Here is a 25,978-nt window from a genome sequence, read left to right on the forward strand (position 1 = left end):
TGAACTAGCGTTAAATTTATTTTTAACCTACTGATATTTAAATATTAAATAGTTGGTTCAAATTTTGCCTAAGTAAGGCGTCTCAATAAATTAAATAATTCTGGAAAACATGCAAACTCCGATTCGTGGCCTTCGCTCTTTTTGCTTTGCCGCAAGAAGCCTAAGTTTTAAGCATGCAGCTAATGAGCTGTACTTAACGCCGTCTGCGGTAAGCCATCAAATAAAACAACTTGAAGAACAACTTGGTATTGAACTTTTTCAACGTAAAACGCGTTCAATTAGCTTAACCACAGCGGGTAAAAACTTTTTTGATGCAGTGTCTCCTATCATCACAATGTTAGAGGGCACCATTAACGAGTTTAGTCAGATGCAGCAAAATACAAATTTGACAATTACGTTGCCTGAGTTTTTTGCCAGCGAGCTACTCATGCCTAAATTAAGTGAGTGGACGTCAGAGCACCCTAATATAAACCTGCAAATGGACACGCTTAAAACACGCAAAGAGTTAACGCGTCATAGCGATTTATCTATTGTATTGTCCTCAGGTAAACCTACTGAAGGATTAGCAACAGAGTTGTTTAACCTTGAATATATTCCTGCATGTAATAAAAAATTGCTCGATCAATGGAAAGACGATCATCGTCAAGCGCTTAACCAAGTTCCCCTCATCCTCCACAAAGCTCGCCCTTGGGCATGGCACCAGTGGGCCGAAAAAGCGGGTATTGATGACTTTTCTCCTTCGCAGATTATTCAAATAGATAGCATGTTTGGTGTAGCGCGTGCAGCGCAGCAAGGCATGGGCATTGCGCTTATTCCACTGCCTATTAGTCAAAGCTGGTTAGATGAGCAATGGCTGTACAAATTATTCGAGCAGCCTTTAACAACTAAAGATAAATACTATTTAGTGCAGCACGAATCAAGCACACCTAATCACCCGCTTGATTTATTTGCGAAGTGGGTTGTAAATACGTTTAGAAAAATCCAAGAATAATCCCCTATTAGACGAGTTCATTAATACAACCCACTCTGTGTTTTATTACTGAACTCGTCTAAACCTCCCTGCAATTTTTAATAGTATTTTTTATTTAAATACATAAGCTTAACACCAAGCCTTAGACTAAAGTCTATAGTTTAATTTTTTTCACTCATTGGTTTCATTTTTATCGTTTGTCGAAAATAAAGTTAAATATTAAAGTTACTTCATCAGTTCAAAACAACTTAGTTAATTTGTTTTTTAAGAGCAATAAATGCAACCTTTTGAGTTTTAGTAACTCAAACTTAGCAGTGAAAAGAATCTTATATTGTGTGTGTAAGATGTTGTCAGTGTGAAAAAGCGGTTCAAGTTAGGTGGTGACTTGGCTTGAACTGTTTTTATTCTTGGCTCAACCACATGATATGCATTACAAAGCTACTAAAGCGTAGCAAACAGAATCTTTATATTGTGTGTGAAGATGTTGTCAGTGTGAAAAAGCGGTTCAAGTTAGGTGGTGACTTGGCTTGAACTGTTTTTATTCTTGGCTCAAACCACATGATATGCAATACAAATGCTTTGAGAGCGTAGTAAACAGAATCTTTATATTGTGTGTGAAGATGTTGTCAGTGTGAAAAGCGGTTCAAGTTAGGTGGTGACTTGGCTTGGACTGTTTTTATTATTAAGCACATACATAATATAGTTATATACAGGTTAATACCTTTTAAAAAGCCCCGTAAGTTATAACTTACGGGGCTTTTTTAGTTAATTTTTTATTTGATACTCTTTTTTTAATTTACTTATTTGCACTTTATGTGAAAGCAAGAATGTATCAAATTTCTTAACTACCTCAGGGTAGTCAATCGACGATAATAAAAAGGCTTGTAAATCTGTCGGCAATTCGTTTTGAAAATAAACGGGTCGGGTTAATTTGAAATATTTAACGATATTATAGTTTAATACATCGTTAGATATGTAAATACACTCCACTCGCTCTTTCAAAAGCATCTCTATTAATTCCATTACGTTAGCTGTTTCAATTAGCTCAACGTTTTCGTTATTCATTAAAGGTTTAAAGCTTTGAGACGTAAACCCTCTCACCGTTGCAAAACTAACGCATTCATCAATAGTGATATTTTTATTTAAACTCGCAATACCCGTTTTAGTCACAACGGTTGGCTGCGAATAAATAATTTCATTTAAATCACCAAAGGAAGCTTTATAACTTGGTTTCCATTGAGGGTTATCTGGATATTTAAAATCAACATGATGGTGATCAATAAATTCTTTATAAAGACGATTAATTGGCAGCGTGTAAAACTCAAATTCAAAATCGTGCTGCTGGGCGAACAAAGTAAGTAATTTTTGACTGAAGCCATAATAATCTGCACCATTTGTTCCACTACCATCAAAGTAAGGTAGATACTCTATATTCTCTACGCCGACGACATAGTGCGTTGCCGACTTAGCATCGGTAATAAAAATTAATAAAGCTAAAGGCAAATACATTAACTGCGTTGTTATTTTTATAAATTGATTCATTTACAACCTAAGTAATATTATTGATGTGTAGCTCAACGCTTTAATTTTAACAAATTTGCAAAGAATATGATAAATCTATTTTATTTTATGCAAAAAAAAGCCTGATTAAAATCAGGCTTTACAAAGTAAAAGGTTTAGCTTTTATCTCTTGGTACAAAATCGAGTACTGTTGCGTTTATACAGTAGCGGTCTGTGCCTCTAGGGCCTTCTCCTGGGAATAAATGACCAAGATGAATACCTGTACTTTTAGAACGTAGCTCAATACGTGTTATTCCCCAGCTGCTATCGTCATGCTGCGTTACACTACTTTTTACTGGGTGCTTAAACGACAACCAACCAGTACCGGAGTTAAACCTATCGCTTGTATCAAATAGTGGCTCTCCACTTAATTTATCAACAAAAGTACCATCAGGTGTATTTTTAAACTCTTTGTACTCTTTACAATAAGGTCTATCTGTTCGTGCATCGAATGCAACTTTATAAGCATCACTGTTACCTAATTTAAAAGCGCCTAATGCTTTATAAAACTCTTCAGGTGTTGCATAGCCTTGACGGCCATATACCTCAACGCCATTTTCTAGAAACAAAATAGTCGGCGTTGCCCACGTGGCTGACTTAATAGTTAAATCATTAAGTTGGTCAGCATGGCGAAATGTCATAGGTATTGTGCCTTTGTAATCATTTGCGACTGCTTTTTTAAATTTTTCACAGTACGGGCAGTAATCACGAGAATCAAGTACCACTATTTGCTTACCTGCGAGTAGAGCACTGTTGTCTGCTTTTTCTACGGGTGTTTTATTAAAAACTACGCCTGTAGAATGATCGGGGCAATAGCCATTAGGGTTCTTTTCTAGATAATTTTGGTGATATTCTTCTGCCGATACAAAACCTGTAAGCGGTTTAATAACCGTTTCGATTTTGCCGTAGCTCGCATCAGTTAAAAGCTGCTGATATTGCGATTTAACTTGCTCAGCTACTTTAGCTTGTGCATCAGTAGTCGTTAATACAATTGAACGATATTGAGTACCGATGTCGTTACCTTGGCGATTTTTTTGCGTAGGATCGTGACTTTCAAAATAGTTTTTTAAGAGGTCTTCTGCTGAAATTATATTGCTGTTATACATAACTTGCACAACTTCAGCATAATTGTCCTCGTCAAAACGACGAGACTGATCAGTAATATTTCTGTACGTTGCTTTAAACCCATTACCGTCAGCATAACCCGACTCAGCATCAATAACGCCATTAAGCGCTTCGTAGCGTTTTTCTGCTCCCCAAAAACAACCAGACCCCAGTACAATGGTTTCTACATGCATGGTGGCTTCTACATTACTGTGTTCTACCTTTTCCATAGATAAAGCAAAGCTGCCTGCGCTAAATATAATAGCAGCGCCTGATAAATATAATAAATGCTGGTGTTTCATAAAGTACCTCATAAACAAGTGCGTGCTAATTAAGACCTCCTTATCTTAATTTTCATTTCAACCTAATTACTTATTTAGTACGAAATGTATTAAGTTTTAGTCCTCAATAAGTTAAATACGATTAATTGAATATAAAAACACTCTTAAGGTAAGCTGGGTAAATAAACACTAAACATAACCACTTAGTCGCAATGGTGTAAATAAATTAATAAAACTGTGTTACGTTTAAATTATGTTGTACAAATAGGTTTATTTAATGAAGCCAGCTCCCCATATTTATGCATTAACAAACAGTAGTTTACTACTTGATGCATCGCATTTAGACGCTACAGATAGACTCTCTGTTCAAAAGAAAATTTGGGCTTTAACCAGCCACTGTAAATGCACTGATGAATTTACCGATTTGGTGCCAGCCATGAACTCGCTCACTCTCTATTTAAAATCAGATAAACACTTAAATAAGTGGTTACAAGTGCTACCTTCGCTGTGGAATGATATTAAAACGAGTACTTTTAAAGGGCAACATCACTTAATCGAAACTATATACAAGGGTGAGGATATTAATTACGTGGCTCGTTATCATAATTTAAGCGCTGATGAGGTTATTAATATTCATAGTGAAACCAAATACCACGTTTTATTTTTAGGCTTTCAGCCCGGTTTTGCCTACCTACATGGCTTAAATCAGCAATTACATACACCAAGGCGTGATGAGCCACGCATTAAAGTTCCTAAAGGCTCTGTTGCGATAGGTGCTGAACAAACCGGAATTTACCCCGCAGATACCCCTGGTGGTTGGCACATAATAGGTCATACAGATACTGCTTTGTTTGATTCGACCTCGGAGCAACCTTGTTTAATTCAACCAGGCGATACGCTTGAATTTGTTCCGCTAGTTAATAAAGGAGCAACTCATGATTAAAGTACTTAGAAGTGGTGTATTACTTACAATTCAAGATTTTGGCCGTGAAGGCTACCGCCATTTAGGTGTAAGCAAAGCGGGTAGCTTAGACCCATTTGCACAAATAATTGCTAATAGATTACTTAACAATAACGACAATGATGCCGTTTTAGAAATAACCGTTGGTTTGTGCGAGCTGGAATTCACCTGCGACACAGTAATTGCGCTTCATGGTGCAGATTTGCAAGCAACCCTTGATGGACAAGCAATTTACCCTGGTTGGACATACGCAGTAAAAAACAAACAAGTACTGAGCTTTGCTACTGGTAGAGCCGGCTTAAGAGCTTATTTAGCAGTGAAAGGCGGTATACAAAATACTGATGTTATGGGCTCTAAATCTACAGATTTAAACGCATGTTTTGGTGGTATTGAAGGTAGAGCTCTCGCCACTGGTGATGAAATACCTATTACTCCTTATTATGGAGAGTTTATAAAAGTAGGCGCAATTGCTCCCGCCCAGCGCAAGCTTATACGACTGCACCCAAGTCCTCATGCTAATTTATTAGGCGAGCCTTTACTTAACAACTTTGTATCTACCGCATTTAAAGTTAGTAGTAACAGCAACCGAATGGGCGTAAGGCTTGAGCATAAAAATAATTTGGCACATTCGCACTCTTTGCCATCACTAGGGGTGAGTCCTGGGAGTATTCAACTGCCACCGAATGGTGAGCCTATTGTGCTACTTAACGATGGTCAAACAACCGGGGGCTACCCTCTTTTAGGGACTGTAATTGAAGCCGACTTACATCAATTTGCACAATTTAGACCTTTAGATACTGTTGAATTTAAATATGTAACGTTTGAAGAAGCAGCAAAGGCGAAGCAGAAACTTGACGGGCACCTACATCAATTGAGCCTTGCACTTAAAAATAACCTATAAAATATTCTAGAATCAACACGCCCTAGATTTAAAAAATAGGTACCATGTAATAAAGGTTCAAATTCCGACGGCCGTTTCCTTACTCGCCGTTAATATTATTTTAATGTATAGCTTGGTGTTTAATGACTAAATCAACTTCTACTATGCCGTGTGTATTAATAACTGGCTTTGCTCCTTTTGGTGGCGAAGCTATAAACCCTTCTTGGCAAGCAGTGCAAAAACTTGATGAAACTATCATCATGAAACACAAAATATGTACACTAGACCTTGCCTGTGAATTTAATACGTCTATCAGTCAGCTTATAAACGCCATTGAGTCGCACAATCCGGCGGTTGTTTTATGTATAGGCCAAGCTGGTGGGCGCAGCGAAATATCAATTGAGCGTATTGCAATAAACGTTGACGATGCACGCATTAAAGACAATGCAGGTAAGCAGCCTATCGATACACCAATAGAAAAAAATGGCCCTGATGCCTATTTCACAAACTTACCAATAAAGCGCATGTTACAAGCATTGCACAACAGCAATATACCTGCTGCCATTTCCAATACAGCAGGTACTTATGTGTGTAATCACGTTATGTATGGTCTTATGCATTACATAAATGATCACTGCGCTGTAATGAAAGGTGGCTTTGTGCATATTCCTTATTTACCAAGCCAAGCTGTGCACCACAATGGCGCACCAAGCATGAGCGAAGAAACCGTTATTAATGCCCTGAGAGTTATGATTGCACAAGCTTTGAACAATAATAGCGACGTAAAAATAGCAGCAGGAACCACGCATTAACCACTTTGGTGCAATTACATCTAGCTTGGTGCATAAATTATTCTTAATTAATTGTAAAAGCTATGTGACTTGAGTAATTTTTTCTGATAAAACAAGGTTTCGCAGCACAGCAAATTGGCTCTGCTGCACACATAATAGGAATGAGGAGTTACTATGTGTTCAATTTTTGGGGTATTAGATATTAAATCTGATCCCACTCAATTGCGTACCCAAGCAATTGAAATGTCAAAGCTGCTTAGACACCGTGGCCCAGATTGGTCTGGTGTATATGCATCTGAAAAAGCTATTTTAGTGCATGAGCGTTTAGCTATTGTTGGTGTATCAAGCGGTGCGCAGCCTTTATACAATCCTGAAAAAACAAATATTTTAGCGGTTAACGGCGAGATTTATAATCATAAAGAACTTGCAGCAGAGCTAGATGTTGATTTTACTTTTCAAACTCAATCAGACTGTGAAGTTATTTTAGCGCTGTATAAACAAAAAGGGCCTGACTTTTTAGATGACCTAAATGGCATTTTTGCATTTTGTTTATACGATGAAGAAAATGACGCCTACTTAATTGGCCGTGACCATATTGGTATTATCCCGCTTTACACCGGTCACGACGAGCACGGTAACTTTTACGTTGCTTCTGAGCTAAAAGCACTTTCTCCAATTTGTAAGCATATTGAAGAATTTCCTCCAGGGCATTACCTGTATAGCAAAGATGGCAAAATGACGCCTTATTACAAACGTGATTGGGAAACATTTGATGCAGTTAAAGATAACAGCGCAGAAGCGCAAGACGTTAAAGATGCATTAGAAGCCGCCGTTAAACGCCAATTAATGTGTGACGTGCCTTACGGTGTATTACTGTCTGGTGGTTTAGACTCATCGGTTATCTCTGCTATTACCCAGCGCTTTGCTGCAAAACGTATTGAAGATAACGACGAAAGCGACGCATGGTGGCCTAAGCTGCATTCTTTTTCAGTAGGCCTTGAAGGCTCGCCTGATTTAGCGGCTGCACAAAAAGTAGCTGACATGATTGGTACTATTCACCACCCTATCATTTTTACCATTCAAGAAGGTATTGATGCATTACGTGAAGTGATTTACCACATAGAAACCTATGACGTAACAACTATTCGTGCCTCTACACCTATGTACCTAATGGCTCGCCAGATTAAAGCAATGGGCATTAAAATGGTGTTATCTGGCGAAGGTGCTGATGAGCTATTTGGTGGTTACTTATACTTCCATAAAGCCCCTAACGCACAAGAGTTTCATGAAGAGCTAAACCGTAAAGTATCAAAACTGCATATGTTTGACTGTTTACGTGCTAATAAATCAATGGCGGCATGGGGCGTAGAAGCACGTGTACCGTTTCTTGATAAAGAATTTGTTGATGTTGCTATGCGTATCAACCCTGAAGCTAAAATGTGTAAAGATGGCAAAATTGAAAAACACATTTTACGTGAAGGCTTTGAAGGTTACTTACCTGATGAAGTGCTATGGCGTCAAAAAGAGCAATTTTCAGACGGTGTAGGCTACAGCTGGATTGATACCTTAAAAGAGTTTGTAAATGAGCAAGTGAGCGATCAAGAGCTTGAAAATGCGAAATTTAAATACCCTATTAATACGCCAGATTCAAAAGAAGCTTACTACTACCGTACTATTTTTGAATCGCATTTCCCTGGTGATGCATCAGCTAAATGTGTACCTCATGGTAAATCGGTAGCGTGTTCGACTCCTGAAGCACTTGCATGGGACGCATCGTTCCAAAACAATGCTGATCCATCAGGTCGTGCTGCAGGCGTTCATAACGACGCATATGCAAGCAAAGGTTAATACTCTTTGTTTAGCGAAGCGTAAGCCTAAATGGTTTACGCTTCGCTTTATAGAGCTCATTTCCACCGAATCTGTTTTTTATAGCTCTGCACATAACTTAAAAGGCTCAAGCGCTTTAATTGTTATTTATAAAAATGGGTTAACATCAAAAACAATGCAATATATTGCATCACAATCAACTTACCCTGCTACCGTATTTTTAAATCAAAATGAGATAGCTAAACGCCATTGCAATATTCGCTGGTTTAACCAAACAAGTGAAATTAAACGCTGCGGACATGGCACTTTAGCGGCCGCTAATTTTTTAATAGGTTATTTGGGTTATTGCCCTGAAGTATTTACTTCAATGAGTAATGAGCGCTTTACTATAAGAGTAAAAAAACAACGCGCTCAGCTGTTACTAAAAAGCATAGAGCCTAAAAAAAGCGAGTTAGCTGAAGGTGAGTTAAAAAGTGTGTTTTCAGTAGCAATAAAAGCAGCCTACAGTACCGGCGACAAAAACGGTTATACGGTTGTATTATTTAGTAAAGAATTTAATAAGGAATTTAGTAAAGAATTCGATAAATCAGTTAAAAAAGATGATTTAAAAAGCGTACATGTTGATTTTAAAGCTTTGTGTGCACTCCACAAAAATGCAGTAATTGCCCTTAGTATAAAAAATAAAGACAAGAAAAATGCCATAGCGCATTTTAGATACTTTGCACCCCAGTTTGGTGTTAATGAAGACAGTGCTACAGGCTCTGCGGTATCTGTTATTGCCCCCCTGCTATTTAGACTGTACGGTTTAAATAAAGCCAAGCTTATACAACAATCAAATAATGGTGCATTGCTAAACTATGAGTTTAACAATGCCCAAGTTGTCATTTACTAAACATAACTTAAGTAAGGTTTAAAGCGGTCTTAATAAGCACAGAGCAAAATAGTTACTATCGTCTTGCCATGTTTGCTCTAACTTTAAATTAGCTTGCGCTGCAAGCTGCTTAAACGACTCAAGCGTGTACTTGTGAGAGTTTTCCGTATGAATGCTTTCACCTTCTATAAAGTCTATTTGCTGATCATTTATAATCACGCTTTGAGTACGATTACTTACTAAATGCATTTCGATACGGCTATGTTGCTCGTTAAAGCGTGACTCGTGGCTAAAGTTATCTATATTAAATGTGCCGTTTAGCTCGTTATTAATACGTTGTAGTAAATTTTTATTAAAAGCACCGGTAACTCCCGCTTTATCGTTATATGCATCAAGTAACACTTGGCGCTCTTTTACTAAATCAACCCCAATTAATACATAACCATTTACACCGCATAAGCGATGGAAATTATTCATAATTTCTATGGCTTTAACTGGGGCAAAATTACCAAGAGTAGAGCCCGGAAAGTACACCAAATTAGTTTGACTGTCTAAAGCGGTGTCTTTGGTTAGCTGTTTGACCATTTGGCTATGTGTAAAGTCTCCTAATAATGGCGAAATTGCCAAATCTGGAAATAACGGTGACAAATGTGCAAGTGAATAACTGAGCATCTCCTCAGATATTTCAAACGGTACAAAGGTTTTAACGTTTGCCATATGCGCTAATAAATAGGCTACCTTTTTACCCGAGCCACAGCCGGGCTCTATAATAGAGAGGTTTTCAGGTAGCATTTGAGCAATCGACTTTGAGTGTTGCGCTAATATAGAAAGCTCAGTACGTGTAACATAATACTCTTGTAAGGTTGTTATTTGCTCAAATAATGCAGCACCTTTATCATCATAAAAATATTTACACGGAAGCGTTTTTTGTTGTTGAGTTAATCCGCTTATCACGTCGTTTAGAAATTCAGTGTCGGTTATGTTGCTTTGCTTAATCGCTGTTACTTGGCTCATACTATATCCTTAGCTAGTCTTATCCCGCTGCACATCCACGCTTGATGCGGGTAATAAAAATTACGGTATGTTTGTCGTAAATGGTTTTGAGGGGTAAACACACACCCGCCGCGTAATACCATTTGGTTATTCATAAACTTACCATTGTATTCCCCTGCTACTCCTTCAATAGGTTTAAAACCGGGGTATGGTAAATATGCACTGTTCGTCCATTGCCAGCATGAATCAGTTAACTGACTTATTTTAGTATCACCTTTTGCTAATTGAGGTGTGAGATAACGCTCTTCTGCTTCAACCAAATAATCGTTCTTAGCCGCATATTCCCATTCGAACTCTGTAGGCAAACGCGCTTTTACAAAATTAGCATAGGCACTGGCCTCAAAATAACTAACATGGCAGATGGGTGCATTTAAATTAAGAGGCTGCAACCCATAGTGTGTAAACTCAAACCATTCGTTATTTATGCAATGCCAATATAATGGCTGTGTTAATTTGTTATTTTGAATGTTTGCCCAACCATCGCTCAGCCAATACTGTGGGTCGCTATATCCACCGGTATTTATAAACTCTAAATATTCACCATTAGTGACTAACCTGTTAGCAAAGCTAAATGGATGAATTAATACTTGGTGCTTAGGTAGCTCGTTATCATATGCAAATTCGTCGTCGGCATTTGTGCCTATATTAATAATGGCTTGCTCAAAGTTTATAAAATTAAGAGGCTTAATATGAATTGGTTTATTTTGATTAGTTAAAAGTGATGTTTGATATTGTGGAAATAATGGGTTTACTGAAAAGTTATATTTGATGTCCATAAGCATCAGCTCTTGATGCTGTTGCTCGTGGTTTAATCCAAGATCAATAATATCTTTAATTTGTGGACTAACTTCGCTCTTAAGCAATTCAATAATACAGCTATCTACATGCTTTCTATAAGCTAATACTTCATCTAAACCAGGTCTGGATAAACTACCTCGGTTGGCGCGCTTAAATTGCTCTCCAATACCATTGTAGTAAGAATTAAAAAGCATTCTATAGTGAGAGTTAAACACAGTGTACTGCTTGCAATAAACACTAAGTAAAAACGTTTCAAAAAACCACGTCGTGTGCGCTAAATGCCATTTACTTGGGCTGGCATCTGCCATAGCTTGTAATTGGCAATCTTCTACAGTGAGTGGTTCAATAATAGCCAGGCTTTCGCCTCTAACGCTGTAAAAGCGTTTAACAAGTTCGTTTTGATTGGTATTGTTTAAAGCGCATTCACGCATAATAGTATTAATCCTTTGCCTATCTATTTATAAAATATAGCTTAGTGTTGTGTTAAATCATATTCATATTACAACTTGATTAAAGATGCTTATCAGCTTATAAATTTATACTAGCCCTGGAGGGAAATTTGCTCTTTACTGCTCAGCTTTTAATTATTCTCACGTGTATGTAAGCATGTAGAATAACGCAGATTTGAAACAGCACCGTTAGGTTACAAACTTAGGATCGATTAAATCGCTCCTAAATAGAACAAATTTCAATCCTAAAAGGTCAACAAGCCCTAGTATTTAAGCATTAATTAAGTTGCTTAAAAGTGATCTTTTTTTACTTAACCAAGTAAATTAATACTTTTAATAGCAAACTAAATTTTAACGTTCACTGAATTTATAATTTTAGGGCTTTTTAAATAAAAGAATCATGAATTTGGCTATATAAACAGCGTTTTAAATGCAAATTCATTTACATTTAATATTTAACTCATACACTACTAGCTGTATGATCACTCTTCAAATTAGTTAGTCTTCAAATAATTATGGTATTACATTTACTTAATATTTAAAGGCTAATGTAATTCGATATGACGCCGAATTTATTTTGGCTTGTTAGGACAACTAAAGAGGTATTGCATGAAGGAAAATCATGACAAATATAGTATTGACAGTACAGACTACACTGTAGGTCAAGACAACGTACAAAAATGGGGGCTTGATATACATAACTCTGTTTTCGGCATAAGTGCCGGACTGATTGTCATTTTTTTAATCGCCATTCTTGTTACCGAACCACAAACGGCTAAATCTGCTCTTGATGGTATAAAAACAGATATTATCAATAACTTTGACGCCTTATTTATGTGGGCTGCTAATTTTTTCGTTGTTTTTTGTTTAGCGCTTATTGTTTCACCTTACGGTAACATTCGTTTAGGTGGCGATGATGCTAAACCGACTCATTCACGTATCTCATGGTTAGCTATGTTATTTGCTGCGGGAATGGGTATTGGCTTAATGTTTTGGGGCGTTGCTGAACCACTTGCTTATTATACAGGCTGGTTTGAAACACCACTGAATGTAACACCTAATACACCCGAGGCGGCAAAAGTAGCAATGGGTGCGACTATGTTTCACTGGGGTCTTCACCCGTGGGCTATTTATGCCGTTGTAGGGCTTTCGCTTGCATTTTTTACTTATAATAAAGGCTTACCACTGTCTATTCGTTCTATCTTTTATCCTATTTTAGGTGATAGAGCATGGGGCTGGCCAGGTCACCTCATCGATATTTTAGCCGTGCTTGCAACCCTGTTTGGTCTTGCTACTTCTTTAGGACTTGGGGCACAGCAAGCTTCTGCAGGAATAGACCATGTATTTGGTACCTCAGGCGGAGTTGGTTCACAAATTTTAGTCATTATAGGTGTTTCACTTTTAGCTATTGTTTCAGTAATTCGTGGGATTGATGGCGGCGTTAAAGTACTTAGTAATGCCAATATGCTAATCGCCTTAGTTTTGCTTATCTTTGTTTTTTTAGTAGGCTTTGCTGTTTCTGTAGGTAATATCCCGACTACTGTTATGGGGTATATAGAAAATATCATCCCACTAAGTAATCCTCATGGTCGTGAAGATGAAACTTGGATGCACGGGTGGACTGTATCTTATTGGGCATGGTGGATTTCTTGGTCACCGTTCGTAGGTATGTTTATCGCGCGTGTATCACGTGGTCGTACAATTCGTGAATTCTTAATTGCGGTATTGCTTGTTCCTACTGCTGTTACTATTTTATGGATGTCTATATACGGCGGAATTGCAATTGATCAAGTAATCAACGGTGTAGGTGAACTAGGTGCTAACGGCCTAACTGAAGTACCTTTAGCTATGTTCCAAATGTTTGATGCATTACCTATGGCGAACATTTTATCATTTGTAGCGATTATTTTAGTATTGGTTTTCTTTATTACTTCATCGGACTCTGGTTCTTTGGTAATTGATTCAATCACTGCCGGTGGCAAAATTGATGCTCCAGTACCACAGCGTATTTTTTGGGCTGTGACGCAAGGTGCGGTAGCCGCTGCATTACTTTGGATAGGCGGGACTGAAGCGATTCAAGCACTTCAAGCTGGCTCTGTATCAGCAGGATTACCTTTCACTATTGTATTGTTATTTATGTGTTTAAGCTTAGTTTTAGGTTTACGAACTGAGCCTCGCTCAATTAAATAATACTTTTAATAAGTAACACTTTTACTTAGTAACAAAAGCGCCGCAATTTTTGCGGCGCTTTTTTGTTTAACTATTTAAAATCATACCAATTTGCTTAATAAAGTGCTCTATTTTGTGGCAGGAAAATCGTATCGATAGTAAGGCAAAAATTTCGTTATTTAGTTATTCTAAATGAGAAATTTTTAACGCAGCTAGCGTCAGGTTTAACTCCAAAAACGATTAAAGTATCATTGCGTATTGGTATTATACCCACAACTCTGAAATTGGAGTATCTACACGGTAATGATGACTCAGTTGCGCTTGTAGAAGCTCGGCTGTAGCAAGCGCATCCGTTAAAGCATTATGGTTATTATATGGAGGTAATGAGTAACGCTCGCGGCAATCTGTTAATCTGAGCGATCCTAGTTTTGTGTTAAACAATCGACCTAATACTCCCTGCCTTGCTTTTAGTGCTCTTTTTTCTAGCTCCATTGTATCAACAAGTGCAAACTCAATACCTTCTTTAAGCCTAAGTAATAACGCATTATTTAAAAAATGTCGCTCTATTGCGGCGTAATGCACTACGACAACCTTACCACTTAGCGCTTCGAGTAAAGGTTCAATAATTCGGTTAAAATCAGGGGCGTCATCCACCTCAGAGTGCGTTATTCCATGGATTAAAATAGATTCTTCATGCAGGTTACGTCTTGGTTGAACAACCCAATGCCGACTGTGTTTGCAATAAATACGCTTTAAATTAAATGGCACTAAGCCAACACTCACAATATCGTCGTTTTGGCTATTTAAACCTGTTGTTTCAAAGTCCATTGCTACAAAAGGCACATCTTCTACTGCTGCTTTATCTTGGTTATAAGCACCTGCATAAAAGTGTTTTAGAAGTTTATTTTCGGTGTTGTTGGCAAGCTCGTTGTATCTAGCTTGCCAATCAACTGCTTTGTAATTACGCGGATTCATAGGCTACTTCACACCAGAATTTGCTGTGTAGCTAAATTTTAAATAGCTTTGTGCTTTTTCTAAAATAGCGAATGCCTCTTTCAAGTTTCGCTGTTCAAAAGGAGACAGTAAATGTGGGTCTAAGTCGTTATCAGGCTCTTCGCCCTTCTCTATTTGCCACGCTTGATGGCGAATTCGCATCATGGCAATATACTCAAGTGAATCACGTAAATCTTGCGCTTTACCCTGCGGTAATAGCTTAGCTTCAATAATATCTTCTAATCGCTCAAACGAGTTTTGTTTACGCGAACCAATAGCTAATGCGTGTACACGTATAACATCAGAAAGTGGTGCAGTACCTCTTCGTTTTAAGTTCATTGAACGCTTATGTTGGCCGTTATGCTCCATAACAAAGCCTTTAAAAAAGCCAAGAGGTGGTGTCCTATTTCGAGCATTTGCCGCCATATTTGCTAGAAATATACGATTCACTTTACTTTGTTTCGCTATAAATATTTTAAGCTCGTCGGCCCACTTGGTTTTGCCCCACACACCGTCTAAATCAAAAAATATAGAGCTATTAAGCAGTGCTTGTGGTTTTGGCTGGGCTATCCAATCAGCAAATTGATCGAACCACTCTGAGCGAGTTTTACGCCATTTTTTAAACGACGCCATTATTTCGCCATCACAATAAGTGTAACCACACTGCGCTAAGCCATCACACACAAAATCGGCAATATTTTGAAAGTACGCGTTATGTTTTTCTTCGTCGTAACTGTCATCTAAAATTAGTGCGTTATCTTGATCAGTTACAATAAGTTGCTCGTCGCGAGCCATGGAGCCCAGTGCAATAAAACAATAAGGAACAGGAGGTGAACCAAACTTTTCTTCAGCTAATACAAGTAATCTTTGTTTAAATGTACGTCCTATAACGGCCATGGCAGTGCCAATCATATGTGAATTTGCATCTTCGTTAACCATACGGACAAATACATTGGGTAATTGGCGTGCATAATGCGCTAAATCCTCAATTGTTTGTTGAGCAAGTATGCCGCGTACAAGTAATAAGCTGCTTTGCGATTCGTAACGTAAAATATCAGAGAGGGAGATAACTCCTATAGGACGTCTTTTTTGTACTACGGGTAAATGATGGAGATTATCTCTGAGCATGGCCAGTACCGCCTCAAAAATATAGTCATTAGCATCTAAAAGCACTAAGTTAGTAGACATAATCTCTTTTGCTTGTGTGTTAAAATCAAGCCCTTTAGCCACTACTTTTGAGCGTAAATCCCTATCGGTTATTATGCCAACGACTTGTCCATCATCTTCCTCAGGATCGTCGTTTATTGGTTTATTTACATCGGTTACCAAAACTGACGATACCGCCTCTTCGGTCATTAATTTAGCGATATCTTGTATTGTAGAGGTTGCATCTACGGTGACTACATCTCTGTGAATTAATGATTTTACTTTAGCTGTTGTAAGGTCGTTGCCATCAGCTTGTTCAACAATAGCTTGACGTAAACGCACGTTACCATCTGTTTCAAAGTAATCAGCAAACGCATCAAACTCATCGCAGTAACGATTAAATAGCTCAACATTTATACAATAAACTAACGTATCTTCAAGAGCAGTTGCAGGAAAACGCACCTTACGGTTCATCAATAAACCCATTTGACCAAATATCCCTGCGATGGCCAAGCGATTGTATAGCTCACCATTTCGGCGATACATTTCTACAGAACCACTTCTAATCACATACAAATCAGATATGTCTTGTCCAAAACTTAAAATGTCTGTTTTTGCTCTAAAATAAGCAACTTCTACTTGTTGAGCTAGCTCATTAAGCGCTTTTTGAGGTAAGTCATCAAAAGGAGGATGTTGTGCTAAAAATTGTGCGATTTCAACTTGTTCGGCTTGCATAAATCCCTTCCTGTATGCGCATTAAAATGACTAAATATGTTTTGCAGATTAACACTATCATCGGAGTGTGAAAACAATTACTGCACAATTTTGGGCACAAAAAAAGAGCCTAAATAGACTCTTTAAATGTAATACTTATTGTAAAAATTTATTTACCGCGCTGAGCGTCTTTTTGGGCTTTTTTGGCTTCTTTACGTTGCTGTAAAACAGCTTGTGCCTCATTACCAATATGGCCTTCGCCACGTGCTTGCGCTAATTCTATTTGCTTTTGGCGCTCCGCAAAACGTGTCCGCTGCTCGTCTGTCACTTCTTCAATACAATGATGACAAGATACACCTTCCATGTATTCAGGCTTTAACTTTTCGTCTTCTGTAATTGGCATACGGCACGCGTGGCATTGATCATAAGAGCCCTTTTGTAAGTCGTGATCAACCGCAACGCGATTATCAAATACAAAACATTCGCCTTCCCACATGGTTTCTTCTTTTGGCACTTCTTCTAGATATTTTAAAATGCCGCCTTCAAGATGATAAACTTCGTCAAAACCTTGCTCTTTCATGTAGGCCGTCGATTTTTCGCAGCGGATACCACCTGTACAAAACATCGCTACTTTTTTATGTTTTTCAGGGTCTAAGTTTTCTTTAGCCCACTGTGGAAATTCGCGAAAAGTTTTAGTATTTGGATCGACTGCGTTTTGAAATGTACCAATTTCAATTTCGTAATCATTACGTGTATCAATTAAAATTACTTCTGGATCAGATATAAGTGCGTTCCACTCATTTGGCTTTACATAGCTACCCACAACTTTAAGCGGATCTACACCTTCAACGCCCATCGTTACAATTTCTTTTTTTAGTTTTACTTTAGTGCGGTAAAACGGGCATTCATCATCGTAAGATTCTTTTGTTACAATGTTTTTTAAATTTGGTTGCTCATCAAGCCATGCTAATAAGTTGTCTATCCCTTCACGTTTTGCAGAAACAGTGCCGTTTATACCTTCGGCAGCGAGTAGTAAAGTACCGCGTACTTCATTTGCTTCCATCACTTCAAGCAACGGCTTACGGATAGCTTCAAATTCAGGTAAACCAACAAATTTATACAGCGCACATACTACAAAGTGATCGCCCGTTACATTATCTTTATGAACAACAGTCATTATATTTCCTATTTTGCCTTGTTAGCCAGTATTGGCGTTTACCGAATCGTAAATCCGGCGCATATGGGGCGCGTATTTTACGCTTTTTTAGTTTAATTGCAAAAAATAGCGCTATAGATTGGTTTTTACTGTTAGCGACCTATCTGTGTAAGCTATAATGTGCTGATAAATTTATAGACTTAATTTGCTCATTTTGGAGAAACACACATTGCAGTTTACTGATCTTGGGATTGATACACGCCTTGAAACACAACTAGCACATCAAGGGATCACCCAGCCCACCGATATTCAAGCGCATGCAGTGCCTACCGCACTTGCAGGGCATGACATTTTCGCTCAGTCTAAAACTGGGTCGGGCAAAACCTTGGCGTTTTTATTACCTGCTGTACAAAGGGTTATGAAACAAAAAGCACTCAGTAAACGCGATCCTCGTGTACTTATTGTTGCTCCTACTCGTGAGCTTGCTACGCAAGTATTTACTCAGCTGCGTTTATTAATTGCAGGCACAGCCATTAAGGCCGTAAAAATACTTGGTGGCGAAAACTTTAATGACCAAATAAAAGCACTTAGAAACGACCCACAATTCGTAGTTGCTACACCAGGGCGTTTAGCTGATCACATTACAAAACGTTCATTACAATTGAGTGGACTAGAACTGCTTATTTTTGATGAAGCCGATCGTATTTTAGATTTAGGCTTTACCGAGCAGTTAAAAATGATTAACGAGCAAGCTAATCACCGTTTACGTCAAACGTTATTGTTTTCTGCAACACTTGACCATGCTCAAGTAGATGCTCTATCACGTAACCTATTAAAAAAACCAAAGCAAATTACGCTAAGTGCAGCGAACGAGCAACATAGCGATATTAAACAAACTTTATATCTAGCCGATCACCTTGATCACAAAGAAGCGCTATTAGAGCACTTTTTGAATCAAGATGATGTTGGTCAATGCATTATCTTCACAGCAACACGTTCTGACACGAGTCGCTTGAGTGAAGCGCTTAATGCTAAAGGCTTCAAGTCTGTAGCGCTTGCTGGTGATTTAACACAAAATAAACGTTTAGATATAATGGATTCGTTTAGTCGCGAAAACTTTAAAATATTAATCACCACCGATGTTGCATCTCGTGGTTTAGATTTACTAAGTGTAACGCATGTTATTAACTTTGATTTACCAAAACACGCTGAAGAGTATGTACACCGCATAGGTCGTACAGGACGAGCTGGCTTTAAAGGTAACGCAATTTCATTAGTTGGCCCAAAAGATTGGGCAAGTTATTTAGCTATTAAAGCATTTTTAAATGATGAGTTAAAATTTGCGAGCGTAGAGGGCTTAAAAGCTAAGTTTAAAGGTTTAAAAGAGAAAAAGCCTGAGGCAACGTGGGATAAATCTAAAGAAAAATCCGCCGCTGTTAAAAAGCCTGTATTTAAACGCAAAGCCAAACCTAAAAAGCCAACAGCACCAATTAAAGCACCAATGAACATTGATGGCGATACACCAATGCGCCGTAAAAAAAAGACTGAGCAGGAATAATTATGAGTTACCTAGGAACCACACAAACATTATTTGTAAAAGAAGTGAGTAACGAAGGTGCTTACTTAGATGGTCATGATTTAGGTGAAGTGTTTTTACCAAAACAAGAAATTAAACATGAGCTTGAAGCGGGCGATAGCATTAGTGTATTTATCTTTTTAGACAACGCTAACTTAGCAACTGCCACAACTAAAAAGCCACACGCACAAGTAGGTGAATATGCCCTGCTTCGCGTTAAAGAAATTAATAGTATTGGTGCATTTTTAGATTGGGGTCTTGAGAAAGATGTACTAACCCCGTTTAACGAACAAAAACCACGCATGCAAGAAGGTCACTCATATTTAGTTCGTTTGTACCTTGATAATGCAAGCCAACGTATTTGTGCATCAAACAACTTTAATCGCTTCCTATCTAAAGATGAGCCACAATATACTCACTTACAAGAAGTAGATTTAATTGTTGCTGGCAAAACAGATATTGGCTACAAGGTATTAATTGAAGAATCGCATTTCGGTGTTGTTTTTTACAATATGGTATTTAAAAGCTTATTTGTGGGTCAAAAGCTTAAAGGCTTCATTCAAAAAGTACGTGAAGATGGAAAAATTGATGTTGTATTAGAAAAGCCAGGTATGGGAAAAGTAAGTGACCTTGGTGAAACTATTATGCAAAAACTAAAAAATGAAGGTGGTGTTATCCCATTAGGTGATAAATCTGAACCTGAAGCAATAAAAAAGATGTTTTCTACTAGTAAAGCTAACTATAAAAAAGCAATTGGTGGATTATTCAAACAAGAGTTGATAGATATTGAAGCGAAATCCATTCGCTTAAGATCTTAATTATAAATAATAGGCTGTAATTACTAATATTATCTGTTTGTAATTAACCTAAAATATACTTATAAGGCAATGTACATTGCGTATATTGCCTTGAATAATCAAGCACTTCACCTTTTGACTCTAGGTTAAGCGGTGCCAAACGAAAAATCTTCTTTTCGCATTCTATTTTTTTATCATCAAGCTTAGATATGCAATCAGTTACTGTTATATGCTGAGATGTAAGTGTATCCTCATTTTTGTAACACAGGTGGTGTGCATAATCTTGCATTGTTTGTTTAAAATCGAACATATTGACAGGGTAATTCGTGATTATATCTGTTACTGATGTAACATCATCATATGCTTTATTAGAAAAAAGATTTTTATTTACTGAAAAACCCGCAACAATAATAATTATAAAACCTAATAATAACTTCAAAACAAACCCCTACTACATTTCAATCCTAATAATGTAACATAAAATACACATGAGGTAAGGGCTTTTAGCACTATATTGCTGCTTTTTGTTAAATTATGCTATAGATATATTAACATCACTAAGCACTTTTACGGGATCATCCGCCTGAGTAATAGGTCGTCCTATAACTAAATAATCACTTCCTGCATCTATTGCTTGCTTAGGAGTCATAATACGCTTTTGATCGCCAGCATCACTGCCTTCAGGACGTATACCTGGTGTTACAAGTTTAAAGTTCTCACCTAACTCTGCTTTTAAAGCTTTTGCTTCTTGTGCAGAACACACAACGCCATCAAGCCCAGCTTCCTTTGCAAGCTTAGCTAAATATATAACTTGCTCTTGAGCAGATTTATCAACGCCTAAACGCTTTAGTTCTGTTTCATCCATGCTTGTTAATACAGTAACCGCGATAAGTAATGGCGCTTTATCGCCAAATTGTTCTAGAGCCGATTTAGCTTTGCTCATCATTTCAAAACCACCAGAAGCATGAACGTTTACCATCCACACGCCCATTTTCGCAGCTGCAGTAACAGCTTTAGCTACTGTATTAGGGATGTCATGAAATTTTAAATCTAGAAAAACATCAAAACCTAAATCAATTAACTCTTTAACAAATGTAGGTCCAAAATAAGTAAACATCTCTTTGCCTACTTTAAGACGACATGTATCAGGAGAAAGTTGTTTAACAAAGCTTAAAGCAACCTCTTGATCATCGTAATCTAATGCTATAAGAATTTTTTTTGAGTGTTCGAAAGACATGACTATCCTAATGTATGGCTATAATACCAATCCGCAATAATACTTAATCAATTTGAGGACCAAATCTGACGCTAACTGCGTTAAAAATTTCTTATATAGAACAATAATATTACGAAATTTTTTGCCTTGTTATCGACACAATTTTCTTACCTCAAAACAGACCACTTAATTAAGCGAATTGATATAAAGTAATTGTATAAGTAGATTTAATGCAATAGTGCTAGCTGGTAATTTGAGAGAAGGTAAAGAGAAATTTATATAGACACAACATCAAAAAATTCCAACCCAGTAAACTCTCAGTTTAATTTGCTAAAATTATCATAGTTAAATCCGATATTATTTAAGGGATTATTAAAATCCGTCTAAGCCTCGACTTGGAACAATGGTTTCCCAATGCTTACAAGAAGGGCAATTCCAATATATGGTGTAGCTTGTAAAACCGCAATGCTGACATTGGAAATCAGGTTTTGTAGCAATATAAGAGGTTACAAGCTTATCAATTTCATTAAGTACTTCTTTAGTATTTTTATTTTGGTCACCCATTAATTGCAGTAAAAAACTGAAACCACGTATAGTAGGTTGACGTTTTAAGCTATCAGTTAGAAATTCAAAGGCTTGTTTAGTGTGTCCTTGCTCAAGCAATGCTTGGCAATGTTTTATTTTAATTAATACACCGCCCTTTTCTAACAAGTCACTGACTAATTCATGAAATTGATGCGTTAAATTTAATTGTTTATAGCTGTGAGCTAGCTCATCAATAAACAACGGCGCAAACAAAGTGAATTGTGATACAAGCTCACGCCAGTAATAAATAGCTTTAACGTAATCTTCTTTCGCGTAAGCAACTAATCCTAACTCGTAAAGCGGACGTACGGCTTTATAATTTAAGCTAATCGCTTTTCTCATTAGTTGGGGTGTGTTATCACTTAAAGCTGATTCACAATAAAAATTAGCAATCGCTTTAAATTGTTGTTCTTTTGAAAATAGTTCGCTGTGGGCTTCAAACATGTTGATGCCTTTTTCCCATTCACGGGTTTGCGAATATAAAGTAATAATAGGGTCTAGCGCTTCTACATGGCCAGCCTTAACTAACCAAACTAAATGCTCTTCTGCACTATCTAGTAGACCAGCCATTATATAATCTTCGGCAAGTTCTAAGCGGCTAGTTGCAGCTTGTTGTTCATTTAAGCCTGGGTGTTTTAATAGAAGTTCATGAATTTTAATTGCGCGGTCCAATTCACCTCTACGGCGAAACATGGTGGCAAGTGTAGAATAGTGTTCAACAGAGTCAGCTGAAACTTCAAGCAAATTAATCAAGTGCTCTAAGCCTTGGTCTTCTTCTCTGTCGAGTAAAAACTTTAGGCCTTTGCTGTATTCAGAAGTGATCTGACGATTTAGTTGATGAGCTTGGTTTTTAGCACTGTTTTTACCCATAATCCAGCCGTAACCGGCGGCAACAGGTAATAGTAAAAACAAAAGCTCAATCATAGTTAGGTGTCTTTATTCGCGGCAAGCTTTTTTTTATCTTTTTCAGGCGCTAATTGTTTTTTTAAGCGGTAGTTTTGCCACTTTAATTGTGAAAACAATTTAAAGCTAATAAAACAACCCACTAAAACACCTAATAAAAAGCAGATACTTATTATTACAGCTAAAGGTAGTGTATTACTGGCTATAATATAATTTATTTGTACTAACTGTGGGTTTTGTGACCCTAATACAAATGCACTGATGAGGCATAGCGCAACCAGAATAATTTTTAATACCTTGAACAAGTAACTACTCCACTAAGTTAACTAGGCAATGCTTTCATTTACGCGGTCGCGTAATTCTTTGCCTGGTTTAAAATGAGGTACATGCTTTCCTTCAAGCTCAACTGTATCGCCAGTCTTAGGATTACGACCTGTGCGAGGAGCGCGGAAATGCAAAGAGAAACTACCAAAACCTCTGATCTCAATACGATCTGAAGTAGATAATGAGCCGGCCATTTGTTCAAGAATTTCTTTTACAGCATTCTCAACATCTTTCACTGGAACGTGTGCGTGTTGTTCCGCAAGTGTTTCTATCAGTTCTGACTTAGTCATAGCGTTTCCTTAAAAAGAGATATAGGAAGGGCAAAAAATGCCCTTCCAACTAAAAACTAATTATATATTAGTCTTTTTGTGCATTTGCGAAAGCAGCTGCCATTGCGTTTTCAAACACTGGCTCTTCTTTCTTAAGCTTCTCTAGTACTTCTTTCTCTTCTGCTTCGAAAAGAGCTTTTACAGATAAGCTTAAAGTGCGGTTCTTACGATCAACACCAACGTATTTAACTTCAATCTCGTCGCCTACAGAAACAACAGTAGTTGCATCTTCAACGCGTTCTTGAGCGATATCAGCTACACGGATGTAACCTTCAACGCCTTCGATAAGTTCAACAGTTGCGCCTTTCGCATCAACTTCAGTCACTTTACCTTTAACAATAGCACCTTTTTTGTTTGCATCAAGGTAGTTATTGAATGGGTCAGCTTCGATTTGCTTAACACCTAGAGAGATACGTTCACGCTCTGGGTCAACTTGCAATACGATAGCAGTGATTTCGTCGCCTTTCTTGAATTCACGTACAGCTTCTTCGCCAGGTGTATTCCAAGAAATGTCTGAAAGGTGTACAAGACCGTCAATACCACCGTCAAGACCGATAAAGATACCGAAGTCAGTGATTGATTTGATCTTACCAGTAACTTGATCGCCTTTGTTTTGTAGACGAGCAAATTCCTGCCAAGGATTAGCAATACATTGCTTAAGACCAAGAGAAATACGACGACGTTCTTCGTCAATTTCTAAAACCATAACTTCAACAGTGTCGCCTAAGCTAACAACTTTTGAAGGATGGATGTTTTTGTTAGTCCAATCCATTTCAGAAACGTGTACTAAACCTTCAACGCCTTCTTCGATTTCCACGAAACAGCCGTAATCTGTAAGGTTAGTAACACGACCAGAAAGTTTAGAACCTTCTGGGTAACGACCAGCGATAGCTGCCCATGGATCTTCACCAAGCTGTTTAAGGCCTAGAGATACACGAGTTTTATCTTTGTCGAATTTTAGAACTTTAACTGCGATTTCGTCGCCAACATTAACGATTTCTGAAGGGTGCTTAACACGCTTCCAAGCCATATCAGTAATGTGTAGTAGACCATCAACACCACCAAGGTCAACGAATGCACCGTAGTCAGTAAGGTTCTTAACGATACCTTTAACTTCTTGGCCTTCAACAAGGTTAGCAAGAAGCTCTTCACGTTCTTGTGAGTTTTCAGATTCGATAACTGCACGACGTGAAACAACAACGTTGTTACGTTTTTGGTCAAGCTTGATTACTTTAAATTCAAGCTCTTTGCCTTCAAGGTGAGTTGTGTCACGTACTGGACGAACATCAACAAGTGAACCAGGTAGGAAAGCACGGATTGAATCAACTTCAACTGTGAAACCGCCTTTAACTTTACCGTTGATAACACCAGTAACAGTCTCTTGCTCTTCACATGCTTTCTCAAGACGGATCCATGCTTCGTGACGCTTAGCTTTCTCACGAGAAAGAATAGTTTCACCGAAACCGTCTTCAATTGCATCTAGTGCAACATCTACTTCGTCGCCTACAGCAACTTCAAGTTCACCAGCAGCATTTTTGAACTGCTCAGCAGGGATAGCACTTTCTGATTTAAGACCAGCATCTACAAGTACAATGTTATTCTCGATAGAGATTACTGTACCTTTAACGATAGAGCCTTGCTCTGCTTCAAAACCCTTTAAGCTTTCTTCAAATAACTGCGCAAAATTTTCTGACATACGAATATACGTCTCATATATTAATACCAATAAGCAACCATGCTGCATGGGGTTGTTAAAATAGCACTGGCATCCTGCTGGCGCATAAAATGTGTTTAGCTTCGTTTAGGAAGCTTACCTTCAGAGATTGCAATATCCAATAAAGTTATTACCTTATCAAACACTTGCTGTGCATTGAGTTCGCTAGTATCAAGCTCAATAGCATCATCTGCAGGTACAAGCGGAGCAACGGCACGATTCATATCGCGCTCGTCACGAGCTTGAATGTCCTGTAATAGACCACTTAGTGTAACATCAAGACCGCGCGTATTCAACTCAACAAAGCGTCTACGAGCACGCTCTTCTGCACTTGCTGTTAAATATATTTTTAACGGCGCATCTTGAAAAACCACAGTGCCCATATCACGGCCATCGGCAATTAAGCCGTTTTCAGTGCGAAATGCACGCTGGCGACGTAATAACGCTTCACGAACGCGAGGTAATGCTGCAACTTTTGATGCTGCAGCGCCTACTTCTTCATTACGAATAGTAGTGGTTACATCTTCGCCTTCTAAAATAACTTTTCCTGCATTAGTTTGGCTATCTACCAAAAACTGCACATCTAAATTTGCAGCAAGAGGGACAAGCCCTTCTTCATTGTCTAATGCAATTTGGTGATGAAGTGCAGCTAAAGATAAAACGCGATAAATCGCACCGCTATCTAATACATCCCACCCTAACTTGTCGGCTAACAAGCGACAAACAGTTCCTTTACCTGAACCACTTGGGCCATCAACGGTGATCACGGGCATTAATAACGCCTGCATTTAAAACCTCCTGCAATGCACAC

The 25,978-nt window shown here is 37.9% G+C and carries 23 protein-coding genes and 1 pseudogene; 10 read left to right on the forward strand and 14 right to left on the reverse strand.

Going from position 1 to position 25,978, the window contains the following annotated elements:
* The first annotated feature begins 109 nt into the window (after positions 1–109).
* Positions 110–991 (forward strand): LysR family transcriptional regulator, encoded by an 882-nt coding sequence (locus tag I6F40_RS00085; protein ID WP_165727509.1) that lies wholly within the window; start codon positions 110–112, stop codon positions 989–991.
* Between the two features lie 744 nt (positions 992–1,735).
* Here I6F40_RS00085 and I6F40_RS00090 read toward each other — a convergent pair.
* Positions 1,736–2,512, reverse strand: coding sequence for an amino acid ABC transporter substrate-binding protein (locus tag I6F40_RS00090; protein WP_197192310.1), 777 nt, complete (start codon positions 2,510–2,512; stop codon positions 1,736–1,738).
* Between the two features lie 134 nt (positions 2,513–2,646).
* Positions 2,647–3,936: a peptide-methionine (S)-S-oxide reductase MsrA gene (gene msrA / locus I6F40_RS00095; RefSeq protein ID WP_166376329.1), complete on the reverse strand. Its 1,290-nt coding sequence runs from the start codon at positions 3,934–3,936 to the stop codon at positions 2,647–2,649.
* 256 nt (positions 3,937–4,192) lie between these two features.
* On the opposite strand from msrA, the gene pxpB reads away from it, so the two are divergent.
* From pxpB to I6F40_RS00125, 6 genes and pseudogenes are all read left to right on the forward strand, one after another.
* Positions 4,193–4,858 carry a 5-oxoprolinase subunit PxpB gene (pxpB, locus tag I6F40_RS00100; protein ID WP_166376328.1) on the forward strand — a complete coding sequence of 222 codons (666 nt, stop codon included), beginning with the start codon at positions 4,193–4,195 and terminating at the stop codon, positions 4,856–4,858.
* Positions 4,851–5,777, forward strand: coding sequence for a biotin-dependent carboxyltransferase family protein (locus I6F40_RS00105; protein WP_166376327.1), 927 nt, complete (start codon positions 4,851–4,853; stop codon positions 5,775–5,777). The genes pxpB and I6F40_RS00105 overlap by 8 nt, the downstream gene beginning before the upstream one ends.
* Positions 5,778–5,799: 22 nt before the next feature.
* A pseudogene (locus I6F40_RS19835) lies at positions 5,800–5,907 on the forward strand (5-oxoproline transporter, DUF979 family subunit); the annotation flags it as partial.
* Positions 5,900–6,568, forward strand: coding sequence for a pyroglutamyl-peptidase I (gene pcp, locus I6F40_RS00115; protein WP_197192311.1), 669 nt, complete (start codon positions 5,900–5,902; stop codon positions 6,566–6,568). The pseudogene I6F40_RS19835 and the gene pcp, both read left to right, overlap by 8 nt.
* Positions 6,569–6,721: 153 nt before the next feature.
* Positions 6,722–8,395 carry an asparagine synthase B gene (gene asnB / locus I6F40_RS00120; protein ID WP_007583083.1) on the forward strand — a complete coding sequence of 558 codons (1,674 nt, stop codon included), beginning with the start codon at positions 6,722–6,724 and terminating at the stop codon, positions 8,393–8,395.
* The gene (locus I6F40_RS00125) at positions 8,379–9,266 is read left to right on the forward strand and encodes a PhzF family phenazine biosynthesis protein (protein ID WP_197192312.1); all 888 of its coding nucleotides are present in this window, start codon (positions 8,379–8,381) and stop codon (positions 9,264–9,266) included. Before asnB ends, I6F40_RS00125 begins: the two co-directional genes overlap by 17 nt.
* A gap of 18 nt (positions 9,267–9,284) precedes the next feature.
* Here the strand turns inward: I6F40_RS00125 and egtD are convergent, their stop codons facing one another.
* Complete coding sequence (gene egtD, locus I6F40_RS00130; RefSeq protein WP_166376325.1) at positions 9,285–10,259, reverse strand: L-histidine N(alpha)-methyltransferase; 975 nt, start codon at positions 10,257–10,259, stop codon at positions 9,285–9,287.
* Entirely contained in the window at positions 10,256–11,527 is a 1,272-nt protein-coding gene (gene egtB / locus I6F40_RS00135) for an ergothioneine biosynthesis protein EgtB (protein ID WP_197192313.1), read from the reverse strand. Before egtB ends, egtD begins: the two co-directional genes overlap by 4 nt.
* A gap of 627 nt (positions 11,528–12,154) precedes the next feature.
* Between egtB and I6F40_RS00140 the strand changes: the two genes are divergently transcribed.
* Positions 12,155–13,735 (forward strand): BCCT family transporter, encoded by a 1,581-nt coding sequence (locus I6F40_RS00140; protein ID WP_197192314.1) that lies wholly within the window; start codon positions 12,155–12,157, stop codon positions 13,733–13,735.
* A 243-nt stretch (positions 13,736–13,978) separates the two neighbouring features.
* Here the strand turns inward: I6F40_RS00140 and I6F40_RS00145 are convergent, their stop codons facing one another.
* The 3 genes from I6F40_RS00145 to trhO all read right to left on the reverse strand — a co-directional run bounded on the left by I6F40_RS00145 (position 13,979) and on the right by trhO (position 17,744).
* On the reverse strand, positions 13,979–14,689 hold the full coding sequence (locus I6F40_RS00145; protein ID WP_007583073.1) for a 3'-5' exonuclease: 711 nt from the start codon (positions 14,687–14,689) through the stop codon (positions 13,979–13,981).
* 3 nt (positions 14,690–14,692) lie between these two features.
* Complete coding sequence (locus I6F40_RS00150) at positions 14,693–16,588, reverse strand: DUF294 nucleotidyltransferase-like domain-containing protein (RefSeq protein WP_166376322.1); 1,896 nt, start codon at positions 16,586–16,588, stop codon at positions 14,693–14,695.
* Positions 16,589–16,736: 148 nt separating this feature from the next.
* Positions 16,737–17,744 (reverse strand): oxygen-dependent tRNA uridine(34) hydroxylase TrhO, encoded by a 1,008-nt coding sequence (trhO, locus tag I6F40_RS00155; protein WP_007583069.1) that lies wholly within the window; start codon positions 17,742–17,744, stop codon positions 16,737–16,739.
* Between the two features lie 208 nt (positions 17,745–17,952).
* Here trhO and I6F40_RS00160 point away from each other — a divergent pair, with 208 nt between their 5' ends.
* Both I6F40_RS00160 and I6F40_RS00165 read left to right on the forward strand, forming a co-directional pair.
* A complete protein-coding gene (locus I6F40_RS00160; protein ID WP_007583068.1) occupies positions 17,953–19,281 on the forward strand; it encodes a DEAD/DEAH box helicase in 1,329 nt (442 codons plus the stop codon).
* A 2-nt stretch (positions 19,282–19,283) separates the two neighbouring features.
* Positions 19,284–20,117 (forward strand): CvfB family protein, encoded by an 834-nt coding sequence (locus tag I6F40_RS00165; protein ID WP_024590152.1) that lies wholly within the window; start codon positions 19,284–19,286, stop codon positions 20,115–20,117.
* A 43-nt stretch (positions 20,118–20,160) separates the two neighbouring features.
* Here the strand turns inward: I6F40_RS00165 and I6F40_RS00170 are convergent, their stop codons facing one another.
* The 7 genes from I6F40_RS00170 to cmk all read right to left on the reverse strand — a co-directional run bounded on the left by I6F40_RS00170 (position 20,161) and on the right by cmk (position 25,955).
* Positions 20,161–20,535 carry a hypothetical protein gene (locus I6F40_RS00170; RefSeq protein WP_197192315.1) on the reverse strand — a complete coding sequence of 125 codons (375 nt, stop codon included), beginning with the start codon at positions 20,533–20,535 and terminating at the stop codon, positions 20,161–20,163.
* Between the two features lie 93 nt (positions 20,536–20,628).
* Positions 20,629–21,333 (reverse strand): orotidine-5'-phosphate decarboxylase, encoded by a 705-nt coding sequence (gene pyrF / locus I6F40_RS00175; RefSeq protein ID WP_166376321.1) that lies wholly within the window; start codon positions 21,331–21,333, stop codon positions 20,629–20,631.
* 351 nt (positions 21,334–21,684) lie between these two features.
* Positions 21,685–22,821 carry a lipopolysaccharide assembly protein LapB gene (gene lapB, locus I6F40_RS00180; protein WP_010552858.1) on the reverse strand — a complete coding sequence of 379 codons (1,137 nt, stop codon included), beginning with the start codon at positions 22,819–22,821 and terminating at the stop codon, positions 21,685–21,687.
* A 2-nt stretch (positions 22,822–22,823) separates the two neighbouring features.
* The gene (locus I6F40_RS00185; RefSeq protein ID WP_007583056.1) at positions 22,824–23,105 is read right to left on the reverse strand and encodes a lipopolysaccharide assembly protein LapA domain-containing protein; all 282 of its coding nucleotides are present in this window, start codon (positions 23,103–23,105) and stop codon (positions 22,824–22,826) included.
* Between the two features lie 21 nt (positions 23,106–23,126).
* Positions 23,127–23,414 (reverse strand): integration host factor subunit beta, encoded by a 288-nt coding sequence (ihfB, locus tag I6F40_RS00190; RefSeq protein WP_007583054.1) that lies wholly within the window; start codon positions 23,412–23,414, stop codon positions 23,127–23,129.
* 67 nt (positions 23,415–23,481) lie between these two features.
* Positions 23,482–25,149, reverse strand: a complete 1,668-nt coding sequence (gene rpsA / locus I6F40_RS00195) for a 30S ribosomal protein S1 (RefSeq protein ID WP_002961176.1) — start codon at positions 25,147–25,149, stop codon at positions 23,482–23,484.
* Positions 25,150–25,244: 95 nt separating this feature from the next.
* A complete protein-coding gene (gene cmk, locus I6F40_RS00200; RefSeq protein ID WP_007583052.1) occupies positions 25,245–25,955 on the reverse strand; it encodes a (d)CMP kinase in 711 nt (236 codons plus the stop codon).
* Positions 25,956–25,978 lie beyond the last annotated feature (23 nt).

This window comes from Pseudoalteromonas sp. SWXJ133, assembly GCF_015864365.1.
GTDB classification, from domain to species: Bacteria; Pseudomonadota; Gammaproteobacteria; order Enterobacterales; family Alteromonadaceae; genus Pseudoalteromonas; species Pseudoalteromonas arctica.

What these genes read in the sequence shown, in the direction of transcription:
- rpsA (WP_002961176.1), bottom strand. Translation starts at nt 25,149, where the DNA reads ATGTCAGAAAATTTTGCGCAGTTATTTGAAGAAAGCTTAAAGGGTTTT.
- I6F40_RS00145 (WP_007583073.1), bottom strand. Translation starts at nt 14,689, where the DNA reads ATGAATCCGCGTAATTACAAAGCAGTTGATTGGCAAGCTAGATACAAC.
- lapB (WP_010552858.1), bottom strand. Translation starts at nt 22,821, where the DNA reads ATGATTGAGCTTTTGTTTTTACTATTACCTGTTGCCGCCGGTTACGGC.
- pcp (WP_197192311.1), top strand. Translation starts at nt 5,900, where the DNA reads ATGACTAAATCAACTTCTACTATGCCGTGTGTATTAATAACTGGCTTT.
- trhO (WP_007583069.1), bottom strand. Translation starts at nt 17,744, where the DNA reads ATGACTGTTGTTCATAAAGATAATGTAACGGGCGATCACTTTGTAGTA.
- I6F40_RS00150 (WP_166376322.1), bottom strand. Translation starts at nt 16,588, where the DNA reads ATGCAAGCCGAACAAGTTGAAATCGCACAATTTTTAGCACAACATCCT.
- pyrF (WP_166376321.1), bottom strand. Translation starts at nt 21,333, where the DNA reads ATGTCTTTCGAACACTCAAAAAAAATTCTTATAGCATTAGATTACGAT.
- egtB (WP_197192313.1), bottom strand. Translation starts at nt 11,527, where the DNA reads ATGCGTGAATGCGCTTTAAACAATACCAATCAAAACGAACTTGTTAAA.
- egtD (WP_166376325.1), bottom strand. Translation starts at nt 10,259, where the DNA reads ATGAGCCAAGTAACAGCGATTAAGCAAAGCAACATAACCGACACTGAA.
- I6F40_RS00125 (WP_197192312.1), top strand. Translation starts at nt 8,379, where the DNA reads ATGCAAGCAAAGGTTAATACTCTTTGTTTAGCGAAGCGTAAGCCTAAA.
- I6F40_RS00090 (WP_197192310.1), bottom strand. Translation starts at nt 2,512, where the DNA reads ATGAATCAATTTATAAAAATAACAACGCAGTTAATGTATTTGCCTTTA.
- I6F40_RS00085 (WP_165727509.1), top strand. Translation starts at nt 110, where the DNA reads ATGCAAACTCCGATTCGTGGCCTTCGCTCTTTTTGCTTTGCCGCAAGA.
- I6F40_RS00140 (WP_197192314.1), top strand. Translation starts at nt 12,155, where the DNA reads ATGAAGGAAAATCATGACAAATATAGTATTGACAGTACAGACTACACT.
- I6F40_RS00165 (WP_024590152.1), top strand. Translation starts at nt 19,284, where the DNA reads ATGAGTTACCTAGGAACCACACAAACATTATTTGTAAAAGAAGTGAGT.
- I6F40_RS00105 (WP_166376327.1), top strand. Translation starts at nt 4,851, where the DNA reads ATGATTAAAGTACTTAGAAGTGGTGTATTACTTACAATTCAAGATTTT.
- msrA (WP_166376329.1), bottom strand. Translation starts at nt 3,936, where the DNA reads ATGAAACACCAGCATTTATTATATTTATCAGGCGCTGCTATTATATTT.
- cmk (WP_007583052.1), bottom strand. Translation starts at nt 25,955, where the DNA reads ATGCAGGCGTTATTAATGCCCGTGATCACCGTTGATGGCCCAAGTGGT.
- ihfB (WP_007583054.1), bottom strand. Translation starts at nt 23,414, where the DNA reads ATGACTAAGTCAGAACTGATAGAAACACTTGCGGAACAACACGCACAC.
- asnB (WP_007583083.1), top strand. Translation starts at nt 6,722, where the DNA reads ATGTGTTCAATTTTTGGGGTATTAGATATTAAATCTGATCCCACTCAA.
- pxpB (WP_166376328.1), top strand. Translation starts at nt 4,193, where the DNA reads ATGAAGCCAGCTCCCCATATTTATGCATTAACAAACAGTAGTTTACTA.